This window comes from Thermodesulfovibrio sp. Kuro-1, from assembly GCF_006538445.1.
GTDB lineage: Bacteria > Nitrospirota > Thermodesulfovibrionia > Thermodesulfovibrionales > Thermodesulfovibrionaceae > Thermodesulfovibrio > Thermodesulfovibrio yellowstonii.
The window spans coordinates 219121-237932 of record NZ_BJKS01000001.1; the positions used below are offsets into that span (position 1 = coordinate 219121).

The window sequence follows — 18812 nt, forward strand, 5'->3', positions numbered from 1 at the left end:
TTTAAAATTTATCCTTTTATGCCTGGTAAAATACTAAACTGATTCACAGTAGTCAAAAGCTAAAGCATTATTTATTAATTCAAGCTCAATATCTTTATCTTCTTCAAGACTACCAAAAGCATCTGCTCTGCATTGCCTGCAGTGTCTGATCTGTCTTATATGTTTTTCGCAAACCTTTCTAATATCTTCTAATACCTGACAGGATGGCTTTTGTAAATTAATCATTTTCCCGTTTGGTATAAGAGGAATGATGTTCATCACTTTAGCTTTAAGCCTTCTTGCTCTTTCGGCAATATTTTCAATCTCTCTCTCATTTACTCCTGGAATTAACACAGAATTTACCTTTACACAGAAACCTCTGTCCGTAAGCATTTCCAAGCCATTCCATTGGTTCTCAAGAAGATATTCAGAAGCTTCTCTGCCCTTCATTAACTTCCCATCGTACAAAATCCAAGCATAAATCTTTTCTGCAGTAGAAGGATTAATGGCATTAATTGTCACTGTAACCGTAAAAATTCCTAAATCCTGTAAAACTTCTACTTTCTTAGGTAAAAGAAGTCCATTGGTTGAAAGACAGAGAAAAATATTAGGAAACTCTTTCCTTACAAGTTTAAAAAAATTAAAAGTTGACTCATTAGCAAGAGGATCCCCTGGACCTGCTACTCCAATAACAGAGATTCTATCTCTCTCAGTTGCTACTAACACTCTTTTTAAAGCTTCCAATGGTGTAATAATTCTACTTGATACTCCAGGTCTTGATTCATTTACGCAATCATAATTTCTATTACAGTAATTGCAACTTATGTTACAGACTGGTGCTACAGGAAGATGCAATCTTCCATATCTTTCATGACCTCTCTCTGAAAAGCAGGGATGTGTATTGATTACTCCTTCCTCAAGAGATTGCTTTTTCATTTTCCTCCCCTGTTCTTATTCTAACTGTCTTTTGTATTGGACATATAAATATTTTTCCATCTCCGTGCTTTCCTGTTCTATTAACTTCAATTATTTTCTTTATGATTAGTTCCACAACTTCATCTGGAGCAATTATTGTAAGCATTCTCTTAGGCACAAAAAGGGCTACCTTAGGAAGACTGTGTTCAAGGGCATAGGTTGAGGGAGTTGGTTTCAGTTTCACAGCAGTGCAGTAGCTTTCAGGCAAATCAGAGTCAAGCTCTTCTATGCAGGCATCACCTTTCTGTTTTCCTCTACCTTCAACACCTTGAAGAGTAAGAGATGGAAAGCCAAGTTCCTCCAGTGCCTTCTTTGTTACAGGTGTTTTATCTCTTCTTATTATTGCCACAATCTCTTTCATAGTCCCTCCTTTCCTGTTCTTATTGTAAAGGCTTTTTCAACAGGGCTTATAAAAATCTTTCCATCACCAATGAATCCTGTGCGAGCCTTATCTTCAATAATTTTTACTACTTTATCGACATCCTCATCGTCTACAACCATCATTAGAAGCGTTTTTGGAAGTTCATCGTAATGAACTGGTCCAACCTGCAGTCCCTTCTGCTTACCTCTTCCAAAGACTGGCATCTTTGTTAGAGATGGATATCCTGCGCCTTCAAGGGCAAGGACTACTTCCTGCTCTTTCTCTGGTCTTATGAATGCTCTAATCATTTTCATAGTTATTCCTCCTTTTTATTGAGTAATTTTTTTAGCCATGGTGGCGGCGATGTTTTTATTGTTTCGTAAAGTTTTTCAAGGCATTCTTCAATTGAGCTTCCCTCCTTTACTTTAAGGGGCATAATTCCCTTCTGAGAGAGCCTTGCAGCAGAAGGCGGTCCTATCTCAGTCATGTAAATGATTTTACAGTCCGATAGAGCCTTCACTTTATCCCATACAAGGTCATTGTGAACTTCTGGAGTATCCTTGCTCTCCTCTATTGCCCTATCTCTACCTTCTGAAAACTTTCTTATCTCCATAAATTTATATCCCTCTTCCTCAACTTCATAGACCACAAACTGACCAGAACGTCCAAAGTGCTCATTCACCCTTATTCCGTCTGTAGATGCAAAGGCTACTTTCATCAGTGCACCTCCTTTCTTAGCAACAAATTAGCCATTTCGTTTATAAGATTCAGGCTACCCCTGTAACCAATTGTGACCTTGTGAGTTAATCCCAAGCTCTTGTAAACAGGAAAACCTATCTCAAGTAGCACTACTTCCAACTTCCTTGCTTTCTCCTCGGCATGACTGTTTGAAAGAAGGAGTTCAAAATCACCTTCAAGGTCATAGAGACTTCCAATTAGGACTTCCTTAGACTGAATTTTCTCTAAAATTTCACCGCCTATTGGAAGCACAACAAGCTCTAAATCTAATCCTGCTTCATTTAGAATTTCAGAAAGCCCTAATGCCAAATCAGGCTCTGTAGCTACTGCAGCCTTCCTTCCTGCCACATAAAACTGGGCATCTCTCATACCGTCAATTAGTATTCTTCTTTGTCTTTTAATCTTCTCAGGTACCTCCCTGCCGATTAAAAAGGAAAGAAACTCGAAAAATTCATCATTTGAGTTTACTCCCATAAGGCTATCGAAGACTTTGTATTCAATTCCAAATTTTTCTTTAAGTATCTCTCCTGCACCCTTCAAGCTTCTTCCTATTACTACGGTAAATTCTGAGGAAGCCATATCTTCTATCTCTGAGAGAGTTATACCTCCCTTAGTAATTCCTGAAAAGCCTCTGCTTCCATCAAGCTGAGAAAGGTCTGGTAAAATAAGAGGTTTTAAGCCGAAAAGTTCAACAATCTCCCTTAATTCGGAAAAATCAGCAGGTGTAAGATGTCCTCCTGTAACAACGTTTATCTGTCCCCTTTTCTTTCTGCAAGCACACTCAGGAATAAGACTCAAAATTCCTTCAACTGCCTTTGCATAACCATACTCAAGAGAACCCTCATAATCAGGAATTGGTATGTGTGGGACTTTAAAGGTCTCATCCCTTAGTGGAGTTATTACAGCCTCAATGTCCTCTCCTTTCATGTGGGATAGAGCTCCGGTAATTACAGCAACTAATTGGGCACCCTTATTTTTAAAGTTCAGAATATTGCTCTTTAGCTTTTCCTCTCCTCCCATGACCACTTCTTCAGTAAAGAGCTTTGTTGTGTTCATCACTATCGGTTCCCGAAAATGCTTTATAAGCAATACCTTTCCAATGAAGTTACATCCCTGTGCAGTATGTAGAAGTGGCACCGTCCTGTCTATTCCCTGCAAAGCCATAGCAGCACCAACAAAAGGAGAGTTCTTAAGGGGGTCTATAAAGCCCTTCTTTAACTTTATTGATAGTGGTCTCCTATTACTTTTATCTTTTGAGTAAAATTCAATGGCTCTACTTATATCTTCGGCAAGATTAAGGAGTCCTCTGTAGCCTGCGTATGCCCTATGACGTTCCTGATTGACGTCAACAAAAGGAATTCCCTCTTTAACGCCGAGATATAGGTTTCTTCCACCGGCAACAAGAATCTCTGCCTTCTTATCTTTCATAATTTTCAAAATATTTGCCGGCGAAGTATCCTCAAAGAGCAGGCAGTCTTCACTTACAAGTTCCTTTATCTTCTCTTCATCGTCATAGGTGCTCTTTTTTGTGCCTACTCCTACAACCTCTATACCTATGTCCTTTAAAGCTGAAACCATAGACCAGGACTTAACTCCACCTGTGTATAGGACTGCCCTTTTACCAATCAGGTTTCCATATCTCTTTAAGCCCTCTTCAAGCTTTTCCTCCTCCCTCTGAATCAGTCTCTCTACTTTTTCAGTTAAAGTTCCCTCTTTATCGAGAAAACTCGCTATCTTTCTTAATGCCTGAGTAGTCTCGGTTTTTCCGAAAAAGGAGACTTCCACATAGGGAATTCCATATTTTTTCTCCATTTCAATTCCAATGTTTACAAGGGCTCGGCTACAGACAATCACATTTAGCTTTGCTCTATGTGCCCATTTTATCTCTCTGTAGGTAGAGTTACCAGTTATTCTTGAAAGAATCCTAAATCCAGCTTCCTCAAGTAGGGGTTCAATAAGGTATTGGTCTCCGGCAATGTTATACTCGCCAATTATGTTAATGTCTCTATCAGTTGTAAAGGATGGCTCTTCTCTGCCTATTACGTAATCGAGCAAAACCTCTCCGGCAATACGGTTTCCCAAGTTCTTAGGTCCGATGAAACCAGGTGCATTGACGGGGATTATGTCTACTCCAAATTTTTTCTCGGCATCTCTACAAATTCTCTCTAAGTCCTCACCGAGTAAACCTGTAACACAGGTTGAGTAAACAAATACTGCCTGAGGATTAGTCTCTTCTATAATCTCCTCTATTACTTTAAGAAGCCTCTGCTCACTTCCTACGATAAGGTCAAGCTCCCTTAGGTCTGTGGTAAATCCCCTTTTATGGAAAGAACCCCTGTCTGATAGAGTTCCCCTTCCTTCCCATGAGTTAGCTGAGCAGGATATGGGACCGTGAACTAAATGGACTGCATCGGCAATGGGCTGTAGCACAATCATTGCTCCATCAAAGGCACAGGACTCACCACCCCTTGAGCGACATACTTTGTGTTTCCGCTGTTTTTCTTCGCTCTTTTTTTCTATTGTCTCAAGATACACAGTATCCTCCTATCTAATTACATCAAAGCTTGGTGAATCCTTTGTTTCCCTGTCGAGCTCATCAAGAACAGTGTTTACCATTAATGTAAGAAGGTTGAGGGCTCCCTGATAACCGAGGATTGGATATCTATGCATATGATGTCTGTCAAAAATCGGAAAGCCTACTCTGATTAATGGTATTCCAGTGTCTTTCCAGAGAGCTTTACAGTAAGAATTACCAATCAGAAGGTCAACAGGTTCAGTAAAAAGAAGAGACCTAAGATGCCACATGTCCTTTTTTATGTAAACCTTTCCTTCTGAACCAAAGAGTGGTTCTCTCTTAAGAATTTCATAGGCTTCCCTTTCAAAGTCTTCGTCTCCATTAGTGCAAACAATATGAACAGGAATTCCTCCAAGTTCAAGAATAAAGCTAAGGAGTCCAAGAAGTAAGTCAGGGTCTCCAATAAGGGCAAATCGTTTTCCATGAATATAGGCATAGGAGTCAATAATTGCATCAACTACTCTACCTCTCTCCTCAATTAGTTCCTGAGGAATCTCTTTTCCTGTGAGTTCTTTCACTGTATCAATAAATAGGTCTGTGTTTCTAATTCCTACAGGATAGGGAATGTTTACAAAGGACTGTCCCCAGGATTCCTTTATGAATTCACCTGTTTTAAGGGTTGAATACTTCTGAAGGGCGATGGTCGCCTTTGAGTTTATAGAATCCTTTAATTCTTCGAGAGAAGTTCCACCTGGATACATTTCGTAATCACCGTAGTTTGGAGAATCAAGGCTATCGCTTATGTCTGCAAGAATTATATGGGGAACTTCCATTAAATTTAGCATTCTCCTTATTTCTCTGTAGTTTCCTGAATAGGTGTCAAAGCCAAGAATTAGGTTAATTTTTTCTCCCTTTATAGTCCTCAATCCCTGTGTGGCGTAACTCAATATCCCTTTAAGCATGGCATCATAGCCGTTTATGTGAGAGCCTGTAAAACTTGGAGTATTTGCATAAGGAGTTGGTAAGTCTTCGGGAATAATACCCTGCTGCTTTGCCTTTTTTATGAAGGCATTAAGGTCATCCCCTATTACCTCAGCCATACAGGTTGTAGAAATTGCAAACATCTTTGGTTTATATAGGGCATAGGCATTCTCAAGCCCCTCAATCATGTTACTTAAGCCGCCGAATACGGCAGCATCCTCAGTCATTGACGTAGAAACTGCAGGCACAGGCTCTTTAAAATGTCTGCTTAAGTGGCTTCTAAAGTAGGCAACACATCCTTGGGAGCCATGAACAAAGGGCATAGTGTCCTTAAATCCTAAGGCACATAGCACTGCACCAAGGGGTTGGCATGCCTTAGCTGGATTGATTGTAAGCGCCTTACGGTTAAAGTTTTTCTCTTTGTATTCCTCTGTCTTTGTATACTCGTCAACCTTCTTTACCTCCTCTTCAGAGTAAGGGCATTCAAACTCCCTTTTGTCTCTGAAGAGTTTTTCATAGTCTTCTCTCCTGTATAGTTTTACATGGTCTTGAACTTTCATCTTCCTTTCCTCCTTATAAGCTTCCATGAGGGGTTATTTACTGCCATGTCCATGTCTCGGGCAAAAACAGGAAAACCATCAAAGCCGTGATAGGGACCAGAGTAATCCCAAGAATGCATCTGTCTGAAAGGAATTCCCATCTTATGGTAGACATATTTTTCCTTTATTCCCGAGCCTACCAAGTCAGGCTTCAATGCATCGGCAAAGTTCTCAAGTTCGTAATGGGGAGGGTCATCGTATATGAGAGAGTTCTTAGGAAGCTCTGGATAGGTTCTTTCATAGTCATCTCTGTGGGCAAACTCATAACCTGTGGCAACAACAACCATTCCCAAGTCCTCATAGGCACCGACAATGTGTCTTGGACGGAGTCCTCCCACATAGAGCATGACTCTTTTTCCTTCAAGGCGTGGTCTATACTGTTCAATAACTGAATCCATTAGGGGTTTATATCTTTCAATGACCCTTTCAGTCTGCTCAACTATTTTGTCGTCAAATCTTTTGGCAATCTTTCTCATGCTTTCGTATATCTTTGTGGGACCAAAGAAGTTATACTCCATCCAGGGAATTCCAAAATTCTCCTCAAGATATCTGGCAATGTAGTTTGTTGACCTGTAGCAGTGAACCAGAATAAGCTTCGGTCTTGGCATGTTTGTAAGCTCATTGAGAGTGCAATCCCCTGGAATCTGGGCAATAACTCTCAAACCCATCTCCTCAAGAATCTTTCTTGAAGACCATGCCTCACCACTAATGTTGTAGTCTCCAAGAATAAGAACATCATAGGGAGTTTCCTTTTCAAGAATTCCCTTAACCTTACCCAAAACCCAATCTCTAATGCTATCATTGGCAATGTGATGTCCAAGGGACTGACTTATACCACGGAAGCCTTCGCATCTTACTGGAATCACGGGTATTCCAAGTTCCTTTGTCATTTTACGGGCAACACTTTCAATGTCATCTCCAATAAGACCTACAGGACATTCGCATTGGATACTAATACCTTTAGCCAATGGAAAAATCTCCCTAATCTCTCTGCATAGTTGTTCAAGCTTTTTATCTCCTCCAAAGACTATGTCATTTTCCTGAAAATCAGAGGTAATATGCATTGCACCAAAGGCATTTATGCCTGTTTTACCTGTGTAATAATTTCTTCTTGACCACCAACTATACTGACCGCAACCAACAGGACCGTGACTTATGTGAATCATGTCCTTTATAGGACCCCATACAACACCCTTTGAGCCTGCATAGGCACATCCACGGGAGGTCATTACACCAGGACGGCTCTTTACATTTGATTTTATCTGGCAAATAGAAGAGGTACATTCAGGATCGTTATAGATTAGATGTTTTTTCCTTTCTTTCTTTGTTTTTTCAGGATAATTTTCAATAATTTTTTCTATTAATTTTTCTGTATCCTGCTCAATTACTCTTAGCATTTTCTCCTCCTACTTTTCTATTCTAAAAATCCATACTTTGCTAATAACCCCTCAAGTTGATCCATTGTAAGAGGAGTTGGAATGTACAGATTCTTATTTTCAGCAATTTTTTTTGCCAGATCTCTGTATTCATCAGCTTGGGGATGGGCAGGTGCATACTCAACTACAGTCATCCTGTTAAGTTCTGCCTTCTGAACCATATTGTCTCTTGGAATAAAATGAAGAAGTCGAGTTCCAAGTTTCACTGCGAACTCAGAAACGAGGTCATATTCTTTATCTACTTTTCTTGAATTACAGATTATGCCTCCAAGTCTTACCCCTCCACTCTGGGCATACTTTAAAATACCCCTTGAAATATTGTTTGCTGCATAAATTGCCATCATCTCACCTGATGTGACTATGTAAATTTCCCTTGCCTTTCCCTCTCTTATGGGCATTGCAAAGCCTCCACAAACAACATCACCAAGAACATCATAAAAGACAAAGTCAAGCTCGGGGGTATATGCTCCATTTTCCTCAAGGAAATTAATTGCCGTTATTACTCCTCTACCAGCACAGCCAACTCCTGGCTCAGGTCCACCTGATTCAACGCATTTAACCCCTTTAAATCCTTCAAGTAATACTTCATCAAGTTCAAGATCTTCTACTGAGCCTCTCTCTCGTGCTAAATCCATCACTGTTGCCTGACTTTTTTTGTGAAGAATCAGCCTCGTAGCATCTGCCTTAGGATCACAACCTACAATCATGCATTTATATCCTGCTTCTGCTAAAGCAGCAACAGTATTTTGAGTGGTTGTTGATTTACCAATACCACCTTTTCCGTAAATTGCTATCTGTCTCATTTTTGACCTCCAAATAACTTTTTATTAGATTTGGTGATCAAACTCCATGCCAGCATATAAATGTCTGAAATTATTCATTTCTCAGAATATATGGAACAAAATTATCTACATTTTTGTAGAGTATAAAGGAGTTTTTTGTAGGAAAATACAATTTTGAATAAATGTTATTGATTTGATGATTTAATAAAAATAAAATTCTATATCTACATATCTATATAACCATGCTTTCTTAGTTTATCAACGCAAATACTTCTGATACTTTTAATACATAGATGCCATCTACTTTTGTCTTATCTCTTTTAAAATTACCGAGACTGCTCAAAAACTTGTGATTTATTGGAAATCAATAAACTACAAGAGTTTTTGAAGAGGCTTAAAATGGAAATGATACTTATGAAACATCTCTTCCTACGCTCTTAAGAGTGTCTTTCCAGTATGAGTAAGAGTTTTTACCTTGAGTTTTGCCCGGATATATTTCATAGAGATTTCTATATATTTCAGAAGTGACATCAGGCATAATAACATTTGCTCCACAGTAAAATGCCTTAATCCTCATACTGGAGGAAAGACTTCCAAGTGCTGTGGTTGCTGGTAAATTTGCTTTGGGAAGGATAAGCCTCGTGATGGCTAAAACTTTTAGAGTTAAGAGGGGATCACCAAAAGGATATGAGGTTAAAGGTGTGTCTGGATGAGGGATAAATGGTCCTATGCCAATCATGTCAAGTTCAAGCTCCTTCATAAGAGCTATATCCTCTGCAAGGGACTCAATGCTTTGTCCCGGAAGTCCTACTATGATGCCTGAGCCTGTTTCATAGCCGAGCTTTTTAAGCCATCTCAGACATTGAATTCTTCTGTCTAAGGTTGTATCGGGCTTGAGTCTCCTGAATAGTTTTTCATCGGAAGTTTCAAACTTAAGTAGATATCTATCTGCGCCAGCCTCTCTGAGAACCACGTAATCATTGTAACTTAACTCACCTACAGACAGAGTTACTGCCACATTGAGTTTTTTAATCTCTCTTACAACTTTACTCAGTCTTTCAGCATTCCAGAAGGGCTCTTCTCCAGATTGTAAAACAATAGTTTTGAAGCCTTCCTTTACAGCCTCTGTAGCTACCTTAACTATTTCTTCTTCTTTCATCCTGTAACGAGGGAGTTTCCTGTTTTCCCTTCTTATTCCACAGAAAAGACAGTTACACTTACAGTAGTTTGAAAACTCTATTATTGCTCTAAGATGGACTGTATCTCCGTGAACTTGCTTTCTCACATCATCAGCCATCCGAGCCAATTCCTCAAAAGGAAGCTCTCTTAAAAGATAAAGTATCCAGTCTTTAAGAGAGGTTTTATCTTTACTTGATGTTAGAGCCGAAATTTCATGGCTATTCATAAATTGCTCTTTCTGTTATTTTCTTTAAAATTTCTATCTCTGCTTTTACCTCCTTTTCTGCTTCATCTATCATTCCCTGAAGGTGTGGAAAAGGAGAAAGTGCCCTATGAAGAACTCCGTGAATGTGAGCCATTATCACACCATAATTGACAATAGGAACACCAGCCCGCTTAGCCTGTAGAATTCTACTAAGCATCTCCTTTCGATTGAGCATGCAGGCACCACAATGAACAATGAGACTGTATTCAGTGAGATTATCAGGAAGTGGACCACTACCAGCTTTTACCTCAATCTCAAGCTCACCTCCAACCTGTGCCCTTAGCCAGCGGGGAATTTTTACTCTTCCAATGTCATCCTCCACAGGATGATGGGTGCATGCCTCTGCTATGAGCACTTTATCTCCTGGCTTTAGTTTTTTTACAGTTAGAACACCCTCAACAAGTGTCTGCAAATCTCCTTTGTAACGGGCAAAAAGAATTGAAAATGATGTAAGCCTTATGTCTGCGGGTGTATCTGCTGCAACTTTATTGTAAACAGAGGCATCAGTAACTACAAGTGAAGGTCTTTTATTGAGTAAACTTAGGGCATAAAGCAACTCTCTTTCTTTTACAACCATAGCGATTGCCTCGTTGTCAATAATGTCTCTTATTACAATCTGCTGGGGCAGTATAAGTCTTCCCTTTGGAGCAGCCTTGTCAACGGGAATTACGCATATTACTACATCTCCGGGATTTATCAAGTCTCCCAAGACTGTAGGAAGAGTCCAGTCTTTTGGAGCATAATTTACTATCGCCTGTTTAAGCTCAACTATGCCTTCAGCTGTCAGAGCACTTACAAAAACCTTAGGTTCAGGTAACTCATACTTCTTAGCTTCTGGATGGATATCTATTTTATTTACAACATAAATCAAAGGAGTTCCTGTTTCTTCTGCTTTTTTCACTATATCCCTTTCAAACTCTCCAAACCCTTTTTCAGGGTCAATTACAAGTAAAACAAGGTCTGTCTTATCAAGCACTTCATAGGATTTCTTTTTTCTTAATTCACCAAGTTTTCCCACATCATCAATTCCTGCTGTATCAATAAGAACAACCGGTCCAAGAGGAAGAATCTCCATGGCTTTTGCTACAGGGTCTGTAGTTGTTCCGGGAACATCAGATACAATCGCGAGAGACTGACCAGTGAGAGCGTTTATAAGGGATGATTTTCCTGCATTTGTCCTTCCAAAGAGAGCTATATGAAGTCTCTGACTTTTTGGCACACTCATGGAGTTGTCTCCTTTGAAAGCAGCATTTTTATGGTTGATATGATTTCATCTTTCTCGGTGATTCTCTCCCATTCATTGGAGACAGCAGCGTATCTGTCATTGATATAAATTAACTCTGGTGGAAGAAATGAGTCTTCTTTGTGTCCGGCTATGTATGAGTGTCTCTTTCCCATTATTTCTACAAACCAAATGTGGGCATTGTATTTTTCTTTGACAAACTCTGCTATTTTGTTTAATTCAAGAAGGAGATTCTTAGCCTTCGGCTCAGAATGACAAATGGATGGCTCAGAATGAAGAGTCTCCTTAGAAATATAGGTCTCTTTCGCCATTTTTAATCCTCCCGTAGTATTCAATGAGCTTGTTGTAAACTTTATGAGGCACTTTTGCCTTTAACTCGTCAAGCTCCTTCTGAATAACTTTCTCTCCTGCCTCCTTTGTCTGCTCAGAGGCAAAGTCATCAAGCCATTCTCTGAAAGTAAGCACTGCATTGAGTTTACAGAATACTGCCTCTTTTCCTGTCTTAAGCAAACTCATTATTCTATCTCCTGTTCTTCCACATCTGTAACCGGCTGTGCAAAAGCTTGTAATAAAACCCATCTCTGCAAGTTCTCTGATTACTTCGTCAAGGCTACGGGGGTCTCCAATCTCAAACTGCTGTCGCTCAAGCTCCTGTTCTGTGTAACGGTCAGAGTATGCACCAATTCCTATTTTTGTGGATGCATCTGTCTGGGTTATCATTCCTGAAGCTATGATTTCTCTTCTTATGTGAGCAGGCTCTCGGGCAGTAAGTATCATGCCTGTGTAGGGAACAGAAAGTCTTATCACTGCAATGAGTTTTTTGAAGTCCTCATCGGAAACTTTATATCTTGTCTCCTGCACAAAGGGAGTGTTTGCTGCAGGCTCAAGCCGTGGGAAAGAAATTGTATGGGGACCGATTCCAAAGCGTTTCTCAAGCTCCCTTGCATGATAGACAAGTCCCATAACCTCAAATCTCCAGTCATAAAGTCCAAAAAGTACTCCCAATGCCACATCATCAACTCCCGCTTCAAGGGCTCTGTGATGGCAGTAAAGCCTCCATTGATAGTGGTGTTTAATTGTTCCCTTAGGATGAAGCTTTGCGTATGTGTCATGATGATAGGTCTCCTGAAAGACCTGATATGTGCCGATTCCAACTTCCTTAAGCATCTTTAACTCATCTATGCTCATTGGTGCGGCATTCACATTAACCCTTCTTATCTGCCCGTATCCGTTTTTTGTTTTTACCTTGACAGAGTAAATAGTCTCTATCGTATCTCTTATGTAATGAACTCCTGTTGCAGGATGCTCACCGTAAACAACAATAAGTCTTTTATGTCCTATCTCACCAGCAAGCACCTCTGCCTCTCTTTTTACTTCTTCAAGAGTTAGCACCCTTCTTTTAATCACATGATTGTCTCTTCTGAAACCACAGTAAACGCAGTTATTCACACATAGATTTCCACAGTAAAGAGGTGCGAATGTGACAATTCTGTTGTCATAAACCTTTTTCTTTACCTTTGCTGCTACATCAAAAACCTCTTGCCAGAGTTCCGGGTCTTTAAGATTAAGCAAAGCTGCTGTCTCATCGGAAAGAAGTGTTTCAATTGAAAGGGATTTCTGAAGTATATCCCTTATTCGGGATGGTTCTGGATTCTGATTTTGCTTTAGTTTTTCCCAGATTTCCTCATCGTCTATGAAGTCCCTCCCGCCTTCCATATACTTTTCTATCTCTTCTTCCTTAATCACGCTGTTTATCCAGTTTTTTTCCTCTTTTGCTAAAACAGCTTTCATTTTAAAAGCCTCCTTAAGTATTTAATCCCGGCAAAGCCGGGAGTTGTTAATTCCTGTGGTTGAGTTATGCTCTCAATCTCTTCCTTTGTGAAAAATCCTCTCTCAATCAGGATTTCTTCAACTCTTTTGCCTGTGCTTAAAGCCTCTTTGTAAATCTCTGCACAGACTTCATAGCCAAGATAGGGAGAAAAGGCAGTTATAATACAGGAGCTTCTATCAAAAAGCTCTCTACATCTTGCCTCATCAACGGTTATTTCTGAGATGCATCTCTCCCTGAAAAGTGTTGAACAGCTCTTAAGCATCTTTAAAGAACCAATAAGTTCGTGTGCTATAAGCGGTAGAAACGGGTTAAGCTCAAGATTTCCCATGCTACAGGCAAAGCTTACTGCATGGTCTGATACAATCACTTTTATTCCAACCTGTGTAACCATCTCAGGAATAACGGGATTTACCTTTCCAGGCATTATTGATGAGCCAACCTGAACAGCAGGAAGCCTTAACTCACCTATTCCTGCTTTTGGTCCAGAGCTTAAGAACCTTAAATCTGAAGCGATTTTTATAAGGTCTGAAGCTAAGGTTTTAAGATATCCTGATACTTCAGATAGAGAGTCGGTATTCTGAGTTGCCTCAAAGAGATTCTCTGCTTTTGCAAGGGGAAGCCCTGTAAATTCTCGAAGTTTCTCTATTGCCATATCAATGAAAATTTTGGGACAGTTAAGTCCTGTGCCCACAGCAGTTCCGCCGAGACTGACCTGACGAACCCTTTCTACTGCCTTATTCAGCCTCCACCAGTCCCTGTTTAAAGCCTCTGCCCATGCAGAAAACTCCTGCCCCACTGTAACAGGAACAGCATCCTGGAGTTCAGTTCTTCCAACCTTAAGAATTTTTGCATATTCCTTTTCTTTTTTCTGAAACTCACCTTGAAGTAAAGCAACCTCATCTGCGAGCTCTCTCAGAAGCCTTACAATCGCGGTTTTTACAGCTGTGGGGAAAACATCGTTCGTTGACTGATTTAGATTTATGTGAAGGAGGGGATGAATTACATCGTAGATACCTTTTTCAAATCCCATAAGCTCAAGGGCTCTGTTGGCAATAACCTCGTTAATATTCATATTAAGGGTTGTGCCTGCTCCACCTGAAAGAGCATCAACGATAATCTGTCCATCTAAGTTACCTACTGCCAGCTCATCGCAGGCTTTAAGAATTGAGTCTGCCTTGTTATCCTCAAGCATTCCAATCTCTCTGTTAACCCATGCACATGCTTTCTTAACAATAGCCATAGCCCATATGAGCTCCCTGTGAGGTGGTTGTCCCGTTACAGAAAAGTTTTTCTTTGCTCTTAAGGCGTGAATACCGTAGTAGGCATTCTTCGGAATGGAAAACTCACCAAGAGAGTCCCTCTCTATGCGTATCATTTCTTCTCCTTTTCAGAGATAAGAAGGCTTTTTACAATTACACCCTTTATCATTCCAAGCTTTCCTGTAAGAGAGCCTATTCGGTCCGTGTTTCCTTCTACAAAAAGTGAGATAAAGCCAGTGTCTGTCTCTTTTTGAGGTATTCCCATTCTGGCAAGAATTATCTCTGCATGCTCAGAGAGGATTTGGTTTACTAAAGGAGCATTTTTATTTCTTTCAGCTACGATTATTCCAACAATTCCAATCTTTCTATTCATCCCTTGACCTCAGATTTTTCCTCTGTCTCAGGTTTTATTTAACTTTTATAAACCCTCTCCTCAGGAGTTTCTCCCTCGGATAAGGTATTTTTATCCGAAAACTACGCTTCCGCCGTCAAAAACTTCTTTCAAAGCCATGAGGTCACATAACAGCTCCTCATCTTTAATCTCACTTGCGCATTCTTCAATTATTTCGCTTATCTTGCTTATGTATTTTTCATCAAGAATAAACCAATCATTATAGGTAGTCTTTATAGCCTCAGTGTTATGAAGAAGATAGCTTTTCTTTGAGAGAACTTCTGAGATTTGCATCAGCCTTTCAATTGTTGTAAACCAGTATTTTCTGTTGCCGAGACTATAATAAACCACCATTTTAAACTCTCCTCTAAGCCCGGGCATTAGCCCGGGCTAATACTATACCCTTGCCTTGTAATGCGTATGCAACAATGCTTCACTTACTTCACTTAAAGGATGATGAGCAAACTCAGAGTAAAACCTTTTTATCATCGGGTTTTCATGGGATGCGGCCATTTTAAATTTCTCTCTTGATATAACGTCATCCTTATACTGCCCGGACTGTCTTGCTTTTATGAGTTTAAGTCTTTCTTTTCCAACCTTTGTCTCAAAAAAGTTTTTCTCCGCTGTATCACCAGCAAAAGATGGCTTTGTAAAGGAAAGGCTGATAATTCCAGCACCTGCTAATTTTAGAAAAGACCTTCTTGTAAGCTTTCTGATTTTCATAGTTTACCTCCTTCAAAGCTTTTTACAAGAGAATAAAAAAGCTGGTCTAAGAGAGAAAGTTCAATTGGATGAACTGGCTGTCCACCTCCGTTAATACAGCCACCAGGACAGTTCATTACCTCTATGAAGTGATAGGGACTTTTCCCTGCTAAAACTTCTTCAACAATTGGCTTCAGATGTGCCCCATCTGTTCCTATACCATTTACTACACAGACCTTAACCTGAAGTTCCTTTGTTTTGAGAGCTTTCTGATATTCTTCTTTTAGAGGAACGGAAATTGTTGCTGATGCAACAGGTTTTGTAAATCCTCTCACTCCTTCAAAATCCCAGTTAGGGCTCATTGCCTGAGGAGACTGGCCAGAAAGCACATGGAATGCAAATCTTGCAGCTGCTTCCATAACTCCACCGCTTGTGCCAAATATAGTGGCACCACCTGAGTAAAACTTGAACATCTCGGGTTTTCTGCCGGCATCCTCAGACATTTTCATTGGGTCTATGTTCATACGCTTTAGAAGTTCTGCAAGGTCTCTTGTTGTTAGAACTGCATCCACATCTCTCATACCTGACTTCTTTAAATACTTTCCTGCAGAATCAAATTCAGGACGGGAGGCTTCAAATATTTTTGCTGTACAGGGCATTACTCCAACGGTGAAAATATTTTCAGGCTTCGCTCCCCACAGCTTTGCACCGTAGGTCTTTGCTGTTGCTCCTGCCATCTGCTGGGGTGATTTAGCTGAAGAAAGGTAGGGAATAAGTTTTGGATAGAAAACTTCTACATATCTCACCCATGCGGGACAGCAGGAAGTAAACTGGGGCAGTGGATGATGAGAGAACTCTTTAATGTCAAGATTTATCTTTTTACCCCAAAGCTCAATTGGCAACTGTTTAAGCCCTGCATGGGCTGCTACTTTTGCAAGTAACTCTGTGCCTTCCTCAAGAATTGTCTGGTCAGCAGCAAAGTTGTTATCATAGATTATAAAACCTGCTTTTTCCAAAGCAGCCCATAGTCTTCCCACTGTAAGTGTGCCTGGCTCAGCACCAAACTCTTCTCCAATGGCAACTCTCACAGCCGGAGCAATAATTGCAACGACCTTAGTTTTTTTGTCTTTAAGTTTTGCCATTACCACATCAACAAAGCTCATCTGTTCAACTGCACCAAAAGGACAGTTAAGCAGGCACTGACCACAGTTGATACATTTGTCAAGGTCAATGCTGTGTTTGTCTCCGAAGGAGCCTTTTACTGCTCCTGCAGGACAAACACTGCTACAGGTATGACAGCCAACACAATTACCCTCGTTGATTTTGATTATTCCTCTTAGCTCTCCTGCTCTGTAAGTTCCTGTCTGTGACTTCACTGCACCGTTACCCTTGAATGTGTTTACTTTTCTTACCATACAACCCCCCTTTATTAGTTATTTTTTTCCTCTCGGTGTGTAATGAGTGTGAAGTAACTCATGTGATAGATGACCGAGAGGTTCCTTAAGGAATTCTTTGTAGATTGCCTGAATTTCAGGATTTTCATGACTTTTTCTGAGAGGCATCTTTCTATCTCTTTCATAAATTCCAGCAATTCGCATCTCCCTCTTTTCAACAGTTGTGGGAATAGGCTGTCCGCCGCCACCAATACATCCACCAGGACAGGTCATAACTTCAATAAAATGATAATCCTTGAGCTCACCTGCTCTTACCTTTTCCATAAGTTGTCTTGCTGCACCAAGGGAGTGAGCAACGAGAACTTTCACTGTTAATCCATTCATGCTCACAGAAGCTTCTTTAATATCTTTCATTCCTCTTACATCTTCAAAGTCAAGCTTCTGAAGGGTTTTGCCTGTCACCACCTCATAGGCTGTTCTTAAGGCGGCTTCCATAACTCCACCTGTTGCTCCAAATATCTGGGCTGCACCTGTTCCTTCTCCCATAACAGGGTCATAGGCTGAGTCTGGCAGGTTGGCAAAATCAATCCCTGCTTCACGTATCATTCTTATTAGTTCTCTTGATGTAAGAACTACATCTACATCCCTTGAGATATTGGGATTTTTCCAGAATTTTGCCGCTGCGTTCATCTCAGGTCTGGCTGCTTCATATTTTTTTGCTGTGCATGGCATTATTGAGACAACAAAGATATCTTCAGGAGAAATGCCTTTTTTCTGGGCATAATAGGTTTTTGCTATTGGACCGAGCATTTGTTGAGGAGACTTACAACTTGAAATATGAGGAATCAGGTCAGGGTAAAACTCCTCAAGAAACTTAATCCATCCAGGAGAACATGATGTAAACTGAGGCAGCACTCCTCCGTTTTTAATTCTGTGGATAAGCTCGTATCCCTCTTCCATTATGGTGAGGTCTGCAGACCAGTTTGTATCAAAGACTGCATCAAATCCAATTCTTTTGAGTGCACTGACCATTTTACCGGTAATATCTGTTCCAACAGGTAAGCCAAAGGCTTCACCTATGCTGACGTGGGTTGCCGGTGCGGTCTGAACAACTACGTGTTTCTTCGGGTCTGCAATTGCTTCCCATACCTTCCATGTATCATCCCTTTCAACAATAGCAGCAGTGGGACAGACAAGGGCACACTGTCCGCAGGCAACACATTGAGTTTCAATAATTGGCTTTCCACCTAAGGGACGAACTACCGCATCATAGCCATTTCCGTAGAGTTCAAGGATATCAACGGACTGAAGAACCTTGCATGCAGTTATACATCGCTGACATATGATACACTTGTTAGGATTTCTAACTATTGATGGAGATGAGTCATCAATTGGCAAATCTTTTTTCTCACCCTGCGGTCTTATCTGTCTTACATTAAGCTCTGCACAAACTGCCTGAAGTTCGCATACACCGTTTTTCGGACAGGTTGGACAGTCAAGATGATGTTCACTCAGCATCATTTCAAGATTTAGCTTTCGGGCAGCTAAAATCTTAGGAGTATTGGTTCTTATGACCATGCCTTCTTGAACAGGCGTATTACAGGATGAAACAAAATCTCCCTTTCCCTCTACTTCTACTACACAGACCCTGCAAGCTCCTATATCGTGTTTGATATGCCTTAATCCGACATGGTCAAGAAAACAGAGAGTTGGAATTTTCACGCCTACCTGTTCAGATGCTTTAAGTATAGTAGTTCCCTCTGGCACAGTGACCTTTTGTCCATCAATTGTGATTGTTACGTTAGCCATATTTATCCTCCTCAGAAATTATTTAAGCATTACTGTCTGCCAGCCTGGATTGGCTGGAATACTATGACCACAGCTTCCTTTCAAGTGAGCCTCTATATCGCTTTTGCAGTGTTGAAGAGCAAATTTGACTGCTTTTCCTGCCATTAATCCAAGGTCACATTTGCTTGATGCTCCAATATCATCTGCAAAGTATTCTAAAAGAGAGAGTTCTCGTGTAGATATGGAACCGTCAAAAATCTTTTTTACCATCTCTTGCATTCTCTTCGTGCCTATTCTGCAAGGAATGCACTCTGCACAGGAGTTTTCTTGGGCGTAGCTCAGGAAAAAGTCAATCATCTCAGCCATGCATTTGTCTTCCTCCCAGAATAGTTTT

At 40.4% G+C, this 18812-nt stretch carries 19 protein-coding genes; all 19 read right to left on the reverse strand.

What is annotated here, in order from left to right:
- Window positions 1-33: 33 nt before the first annotated feature.
- The 19 genes from nifB to FLY87_RS10290 all read right to left on the reverse strand — a co-directional run bounded on the left by nifB (window position 34) and on the right by FLY87_RS10290 (window position 18784).
- Complete coding sequence (nifB, locus tag FLY87_RS01125; protein ID WP_012545348.1) at window positions 34-915, reverse strand: nitrogenase cofactor biosynthesis protein NifB; 882 nt, start codon at window positions 913-915, stop codon at window positions 34-36.
- Window positions 896-1315, reverse strand: coding sequence for a P-II family nitrogen regulator (locus FLY87_RS01130; RefSeq protein WP_012545421.1), 420 nt, complete (start codon window positions 1313-1315; stop codon window positions 896-898). Before FLY87_RS01130 ends, nifB begins: the two co-directional genes overlap by 20 nt.
- The gene (locus tag FLY87_RS01135) at window positions 1312-1629 is read right to left on the reverse strand and encodes a P-II family nitrogen regulator (RefSeq protein ID WP_012546547.1); all 318 of its coding nucleotides are present in this window, start codon (window positions 1627-1629) and stop codon (window positions 1312-1314) included. Before FLY87_RS01135 ends, FLY87_RS01130 begins: the two co-directional genes overlap by 4 nt.
- Before the next feature lie 2 nt (window positions 1630-1631).
- Window positions 1632-2033, reverse strand: a complete 402-nt coding sequence (nifX, locus tag FLY87_RS01140) for a nitrogen fixation protein NifX (protein ID WP_012545689.1) — start codon at window positions 2031-2033, stop codon at window positions 1632-1634.
- Complete coding sequence (nifE, locus tag FLY87_RS01145; RefSeq protein ID WP_141266130.1) at window positions 2033-4588, reverse strand: nitrogenase iron-molybdenum cofactor biosynthesis protein NifE; 2556 nt, start codon at window positions 4586-4588, stop codon at window positions 2033-2035. Before nifE ends, nifX begins: the two co-directional genes overlap by 1 nt.
- A gap of 9 nt (window positions 4589-4597) precedes the next feature.
- Window positions 4598-6109, reverse strand: coding sequence for a nitrogenase molybdenum-iron protein subunit beta (gene nifK / locus FLY87_RS01150; protein ID WP_012545394.1), 1512 nt, complete (start codon window positions 6107-6109; stop codon window positions 4598-4600).
- Window positions 6106-7545 (reverse strand): nitrogenase molybdenum-iron protein alpha chain, encoded by a 1440-nt coding sequence (gene nifD / locus FLY87_RS01155; protein WP_141266131.1) that lies wholly within the window; start codon window positions 7543-7545, stop codon window positions 6106-6108. The genes nifK and nifD overlap by 4 nt, the downstream gene beginning before the upstream one ends.
- 17 nt (window positions 7546-7562) lie before the next feature.
- Complete coding sequence (gene nifH, locus FLY87_RS01160; protein WP_012546613.1) at window positions 7563-8387, reverse strand: nitrogenase iron protein; 825 nt, start codon at window positions 8385-8387, stop codon at window positions 7563-7565.
- A gap of 391 nt (window positions 8388-8778) precedes the next feature.
- Entirely contained in the window at window positions 8779-9771 is a 993-nt protein-coding gene (gene hydE, locus FLY87_RS01165; protein ID WP_141266132.1) for a [FeFe] hydrogenase H-cluster radical SAM maturase HydE, read from the reverse strand.
- Window positions 9764-11035, reverse strand: coding sequence for a [FeFe] hydrogenase H-cluster maturation GTPase HydF (gene hydF / locus FLY87_RS01170; protein ID WP_141266133.1), 1272 nt, complete (start codon window positions 11033-11035; stop codon window positions 9764-9766). The genes hydE and hydF overlap by 8 nt, the downstream gene beginning before the upstream one ends.
- Window positions 11032-11364 carry a hypothetical protein gene (locus tag FLY87_RS01175; protein WP_012545578.1) on the reverse strand — a complete coding sequence of 111 codons (333 nt, stop codon included), beginning with the start codon at window positions 11362-11364 and terminating at the stop codon, window positions 11032-11034. Before FLY87_RS01175 ends, hydF begins: the two co-directional genes overlap by 4 nt.
- Complete coding sequence (gene hydG / locus FLY87_RS01180; RefSeq protein ID WP_012546878.1) at window positions 11339-12844, reverse strand: [FeFe] hydrogenase H-cluster radical SAM maturase HydG; 1506 nt, start codon at window positions 12842-12844, stop codon at window positions 11339-11341. The genes FLY87_RS01175 and hydG overlap by 26 nt, the downstream gene beginning before the upstream one ends.
- Window positions 12841-14259, reverse strand: coding sequence for an aspartate ammonia-lyase (locus FLY87_RS01185; protein ID WP_141266134.1), 1419 nt, complete (start codon window positions 14257-14259; stop codon window positions 12841-12843). Before FLY87_RS01185 ends, hydG begins: the two co-directional genes overlap by 4 nt.
- Window positions 14256-14516 (reverse strand): TM1266 family iron-only hydrogenase system putative regulator, encoded by a 261-nt coding sequence (locus tag FLY87_RS01190; protein ID WP_141266135.1) that lies wholly within the window; start codon window positions 14514-14516, stop codon window positions 14256-14258. The genes FLY87_RS01185 and FLY87_RS01190 overlap by 4 nt, the downstream gene beginning before the upstream one ends.
- A gap of 90 nt (window positions 14517-14606) precedes the next feature.
- Window positions 14607-14888, reverse strand: a complete 282-nt coding sequence (locus FLY87_RS01195) for a hypothetical protein (RefSeq protein WP_141266136.1) — start codon at window positions 14886-14888, stop codon at window positions 14607-14609.
- Between the two features lie 42 nt (window positions 14889-14930).
- Window positions 14931-15257: an iron hydrogenase small subunit gene (locus FLY87_RS01200; RefSeq protein WP_012546035.1), complete on the reverse strand. Its 327-nt coding sequence runs from the start codon at window positions 15255-15257 to the stop codon at window positions 14931-14933.
- Complete coding sequence (locus FLY87_RS01205; protein ID WP_028842274.1) at window positions 15254-16651, reverse strand: [Fe-Fe] hydrogenase large subunit C-terminal domain-containing protein; 1398 nt, start codon at window positions 16649-16651, stop codon at window positions 15254-15256. Before FLY87_RS01205 ends, FLY87_RS01200 begins: the two co-directional genes overlap by 4 nt.
- An 18-nt stretch (window positions 16652-16669) precedes the next feature.
- Complete coding sequence (locus tag FLY87_RS01210) at window positions 16670-18439, reverse strand: NADH-dependent [FeFe] hydrogenase, group A6 (protein ID WP_028842275.1); 1770 nt, start codon at window positions 18437-18439, stop codon at window positions 16670-16672.
- Between the two features lie 18 nt (window positions 18440-18457).
- Window positions 18458-18784, reverse strand: coding sequence for an NADH-ubiquinone oxidoreductase-F iron-sulfur binding region domain-containing protein (locus FLY87_RS10290; protein ID WP_307722229.1), 327 nt, complete (start codon window positions 18782-18784; stop codon window positions 18458-18460).
- Window positions 18785-18812: the final 28 nt, after the last annotated feature.

Bases quoted from the DNA above. Each gene is read 5' to 3' on its own strand.
- nifD (WP_141266131.1), bottom strand. From the start codon at position 7,545: ATGCTAAGAGTAATTGAGCAGGATACAGAAAAATTAATAGAAAAAATT.
- FLY87_RS01130 (WP_012545421.1), bottom strand. From the start codon at position 1,315: ATGAAAGAGATTGTGGCAATAATAAGAAGAGATAAAACACCTGTAACA.
- nifH (WP_012546613.1), bottom strand. From the start codon at position 8,387: ATGAGACAGATAGCAATTTACGGAAAAGGTGGTATTGGTAAATCAACA.
- FLY87_RS01135 (WP_012546547.1), bottom strand. From the start codon at position 1,629: ATGAAAATGATTAGAGCATTCATAAGACCAGAGAAAGAGCAGGAAGTA.
- FLY87_RS01195 (WP_141266136.1), bottom strand. From the start codon at position 14,888: ATGGTGGTTTATTATAGTCTCGGCAACAGAAAATACTGGTTTACAACA.
- nifX (WP_012545689.1), bottom strand. From the start codon at position 2,033: ATGAAAGTAGCCTTTGCATCTACAGACGGAATAAGGGTGAATGAGCAC.
- FLY87_RS01175 (WP_012545578.1), bottom strand. From the start codon at position 11,364: ATGGCGAAAGAGACCTATATTTCTAAGGAGACTCTTCATTCTGAGCCA.
- hydE (WP_141266132.1), bottom strand. From the start codon at position 9,771: ATGAATAGCCATGAAATTTCGGCTCTAACATCAAGTAAAGATAAAACC.
- hydF (WP_141266133.1), bottom strand. From the start codon at position 11,035: ATGAGTGTGCCAAAAAGTCAGAGACTTCATATAGCTCTCTTTGGAAGG.
- nifB (WP_012545348.1), bottom strand. From the start codon at position 915: ATGAAAAAGCAATCTCTTGAGGAAGGAGTAATCAATACACATCCCTGC.
- FLY87_RS01205 (WP_028842274.1), bottom strand. From the start codon at position 16,651: ATGGTAAGAAAAGTAAACACATTCAAGGGTAACGGTGCAGTGAAGTCA.
- FLY87_RS01190 (WP_141266135.1), bottom strand. From the start codon at position 14,516: ATGAATAGAAAGATTGGAATTGTTGGAATAATCGTAGCTGAAAGAAAT.
- FLY87_RS10290 (WP_307722229.1), bottom strand. From the start codon at position 18,784: ATGGCTGAGATGATTGACTTTTTCCTGAGCTACGCCCAAGAAAACTCC.
- FLY87_RS01185 (WP_141266134.1), bottom strand. From the start codon at position 14,259: ATGATACGCATAGAGAGGGACTCTCTTGGTGAGTTTTCCATTCCGAAG.
- hydG (WP_012546878.1), bottom strand. From the start codon at position 12,844: ATGAAAGCTGTTTTAGCAAAAGAGGAAAAAAACTGGATAAACAGCGTG.
- FLY87_RS01200 (WP_012546035.1), bottom strand. From the start codon at position 15,257: ATGAAAATCAGAAAGCTTACAAGAAGGTCTTTTCTAAAATTAGCAGGT.
- nifK (WP_012545394.1), bottom strand. From the start codon at position 6,109: ATGAAAGTTCAAGACCATGTAAAACTATACAGGAGAGAAGACTATGAA.
- FLY87_RS01210 (WP_028842275.1), bottom strand. From the start codon at position 18,439: ATGGCTAACGTAACAATCACAATTGATGGACAAAAGGTCACTGTGCCA.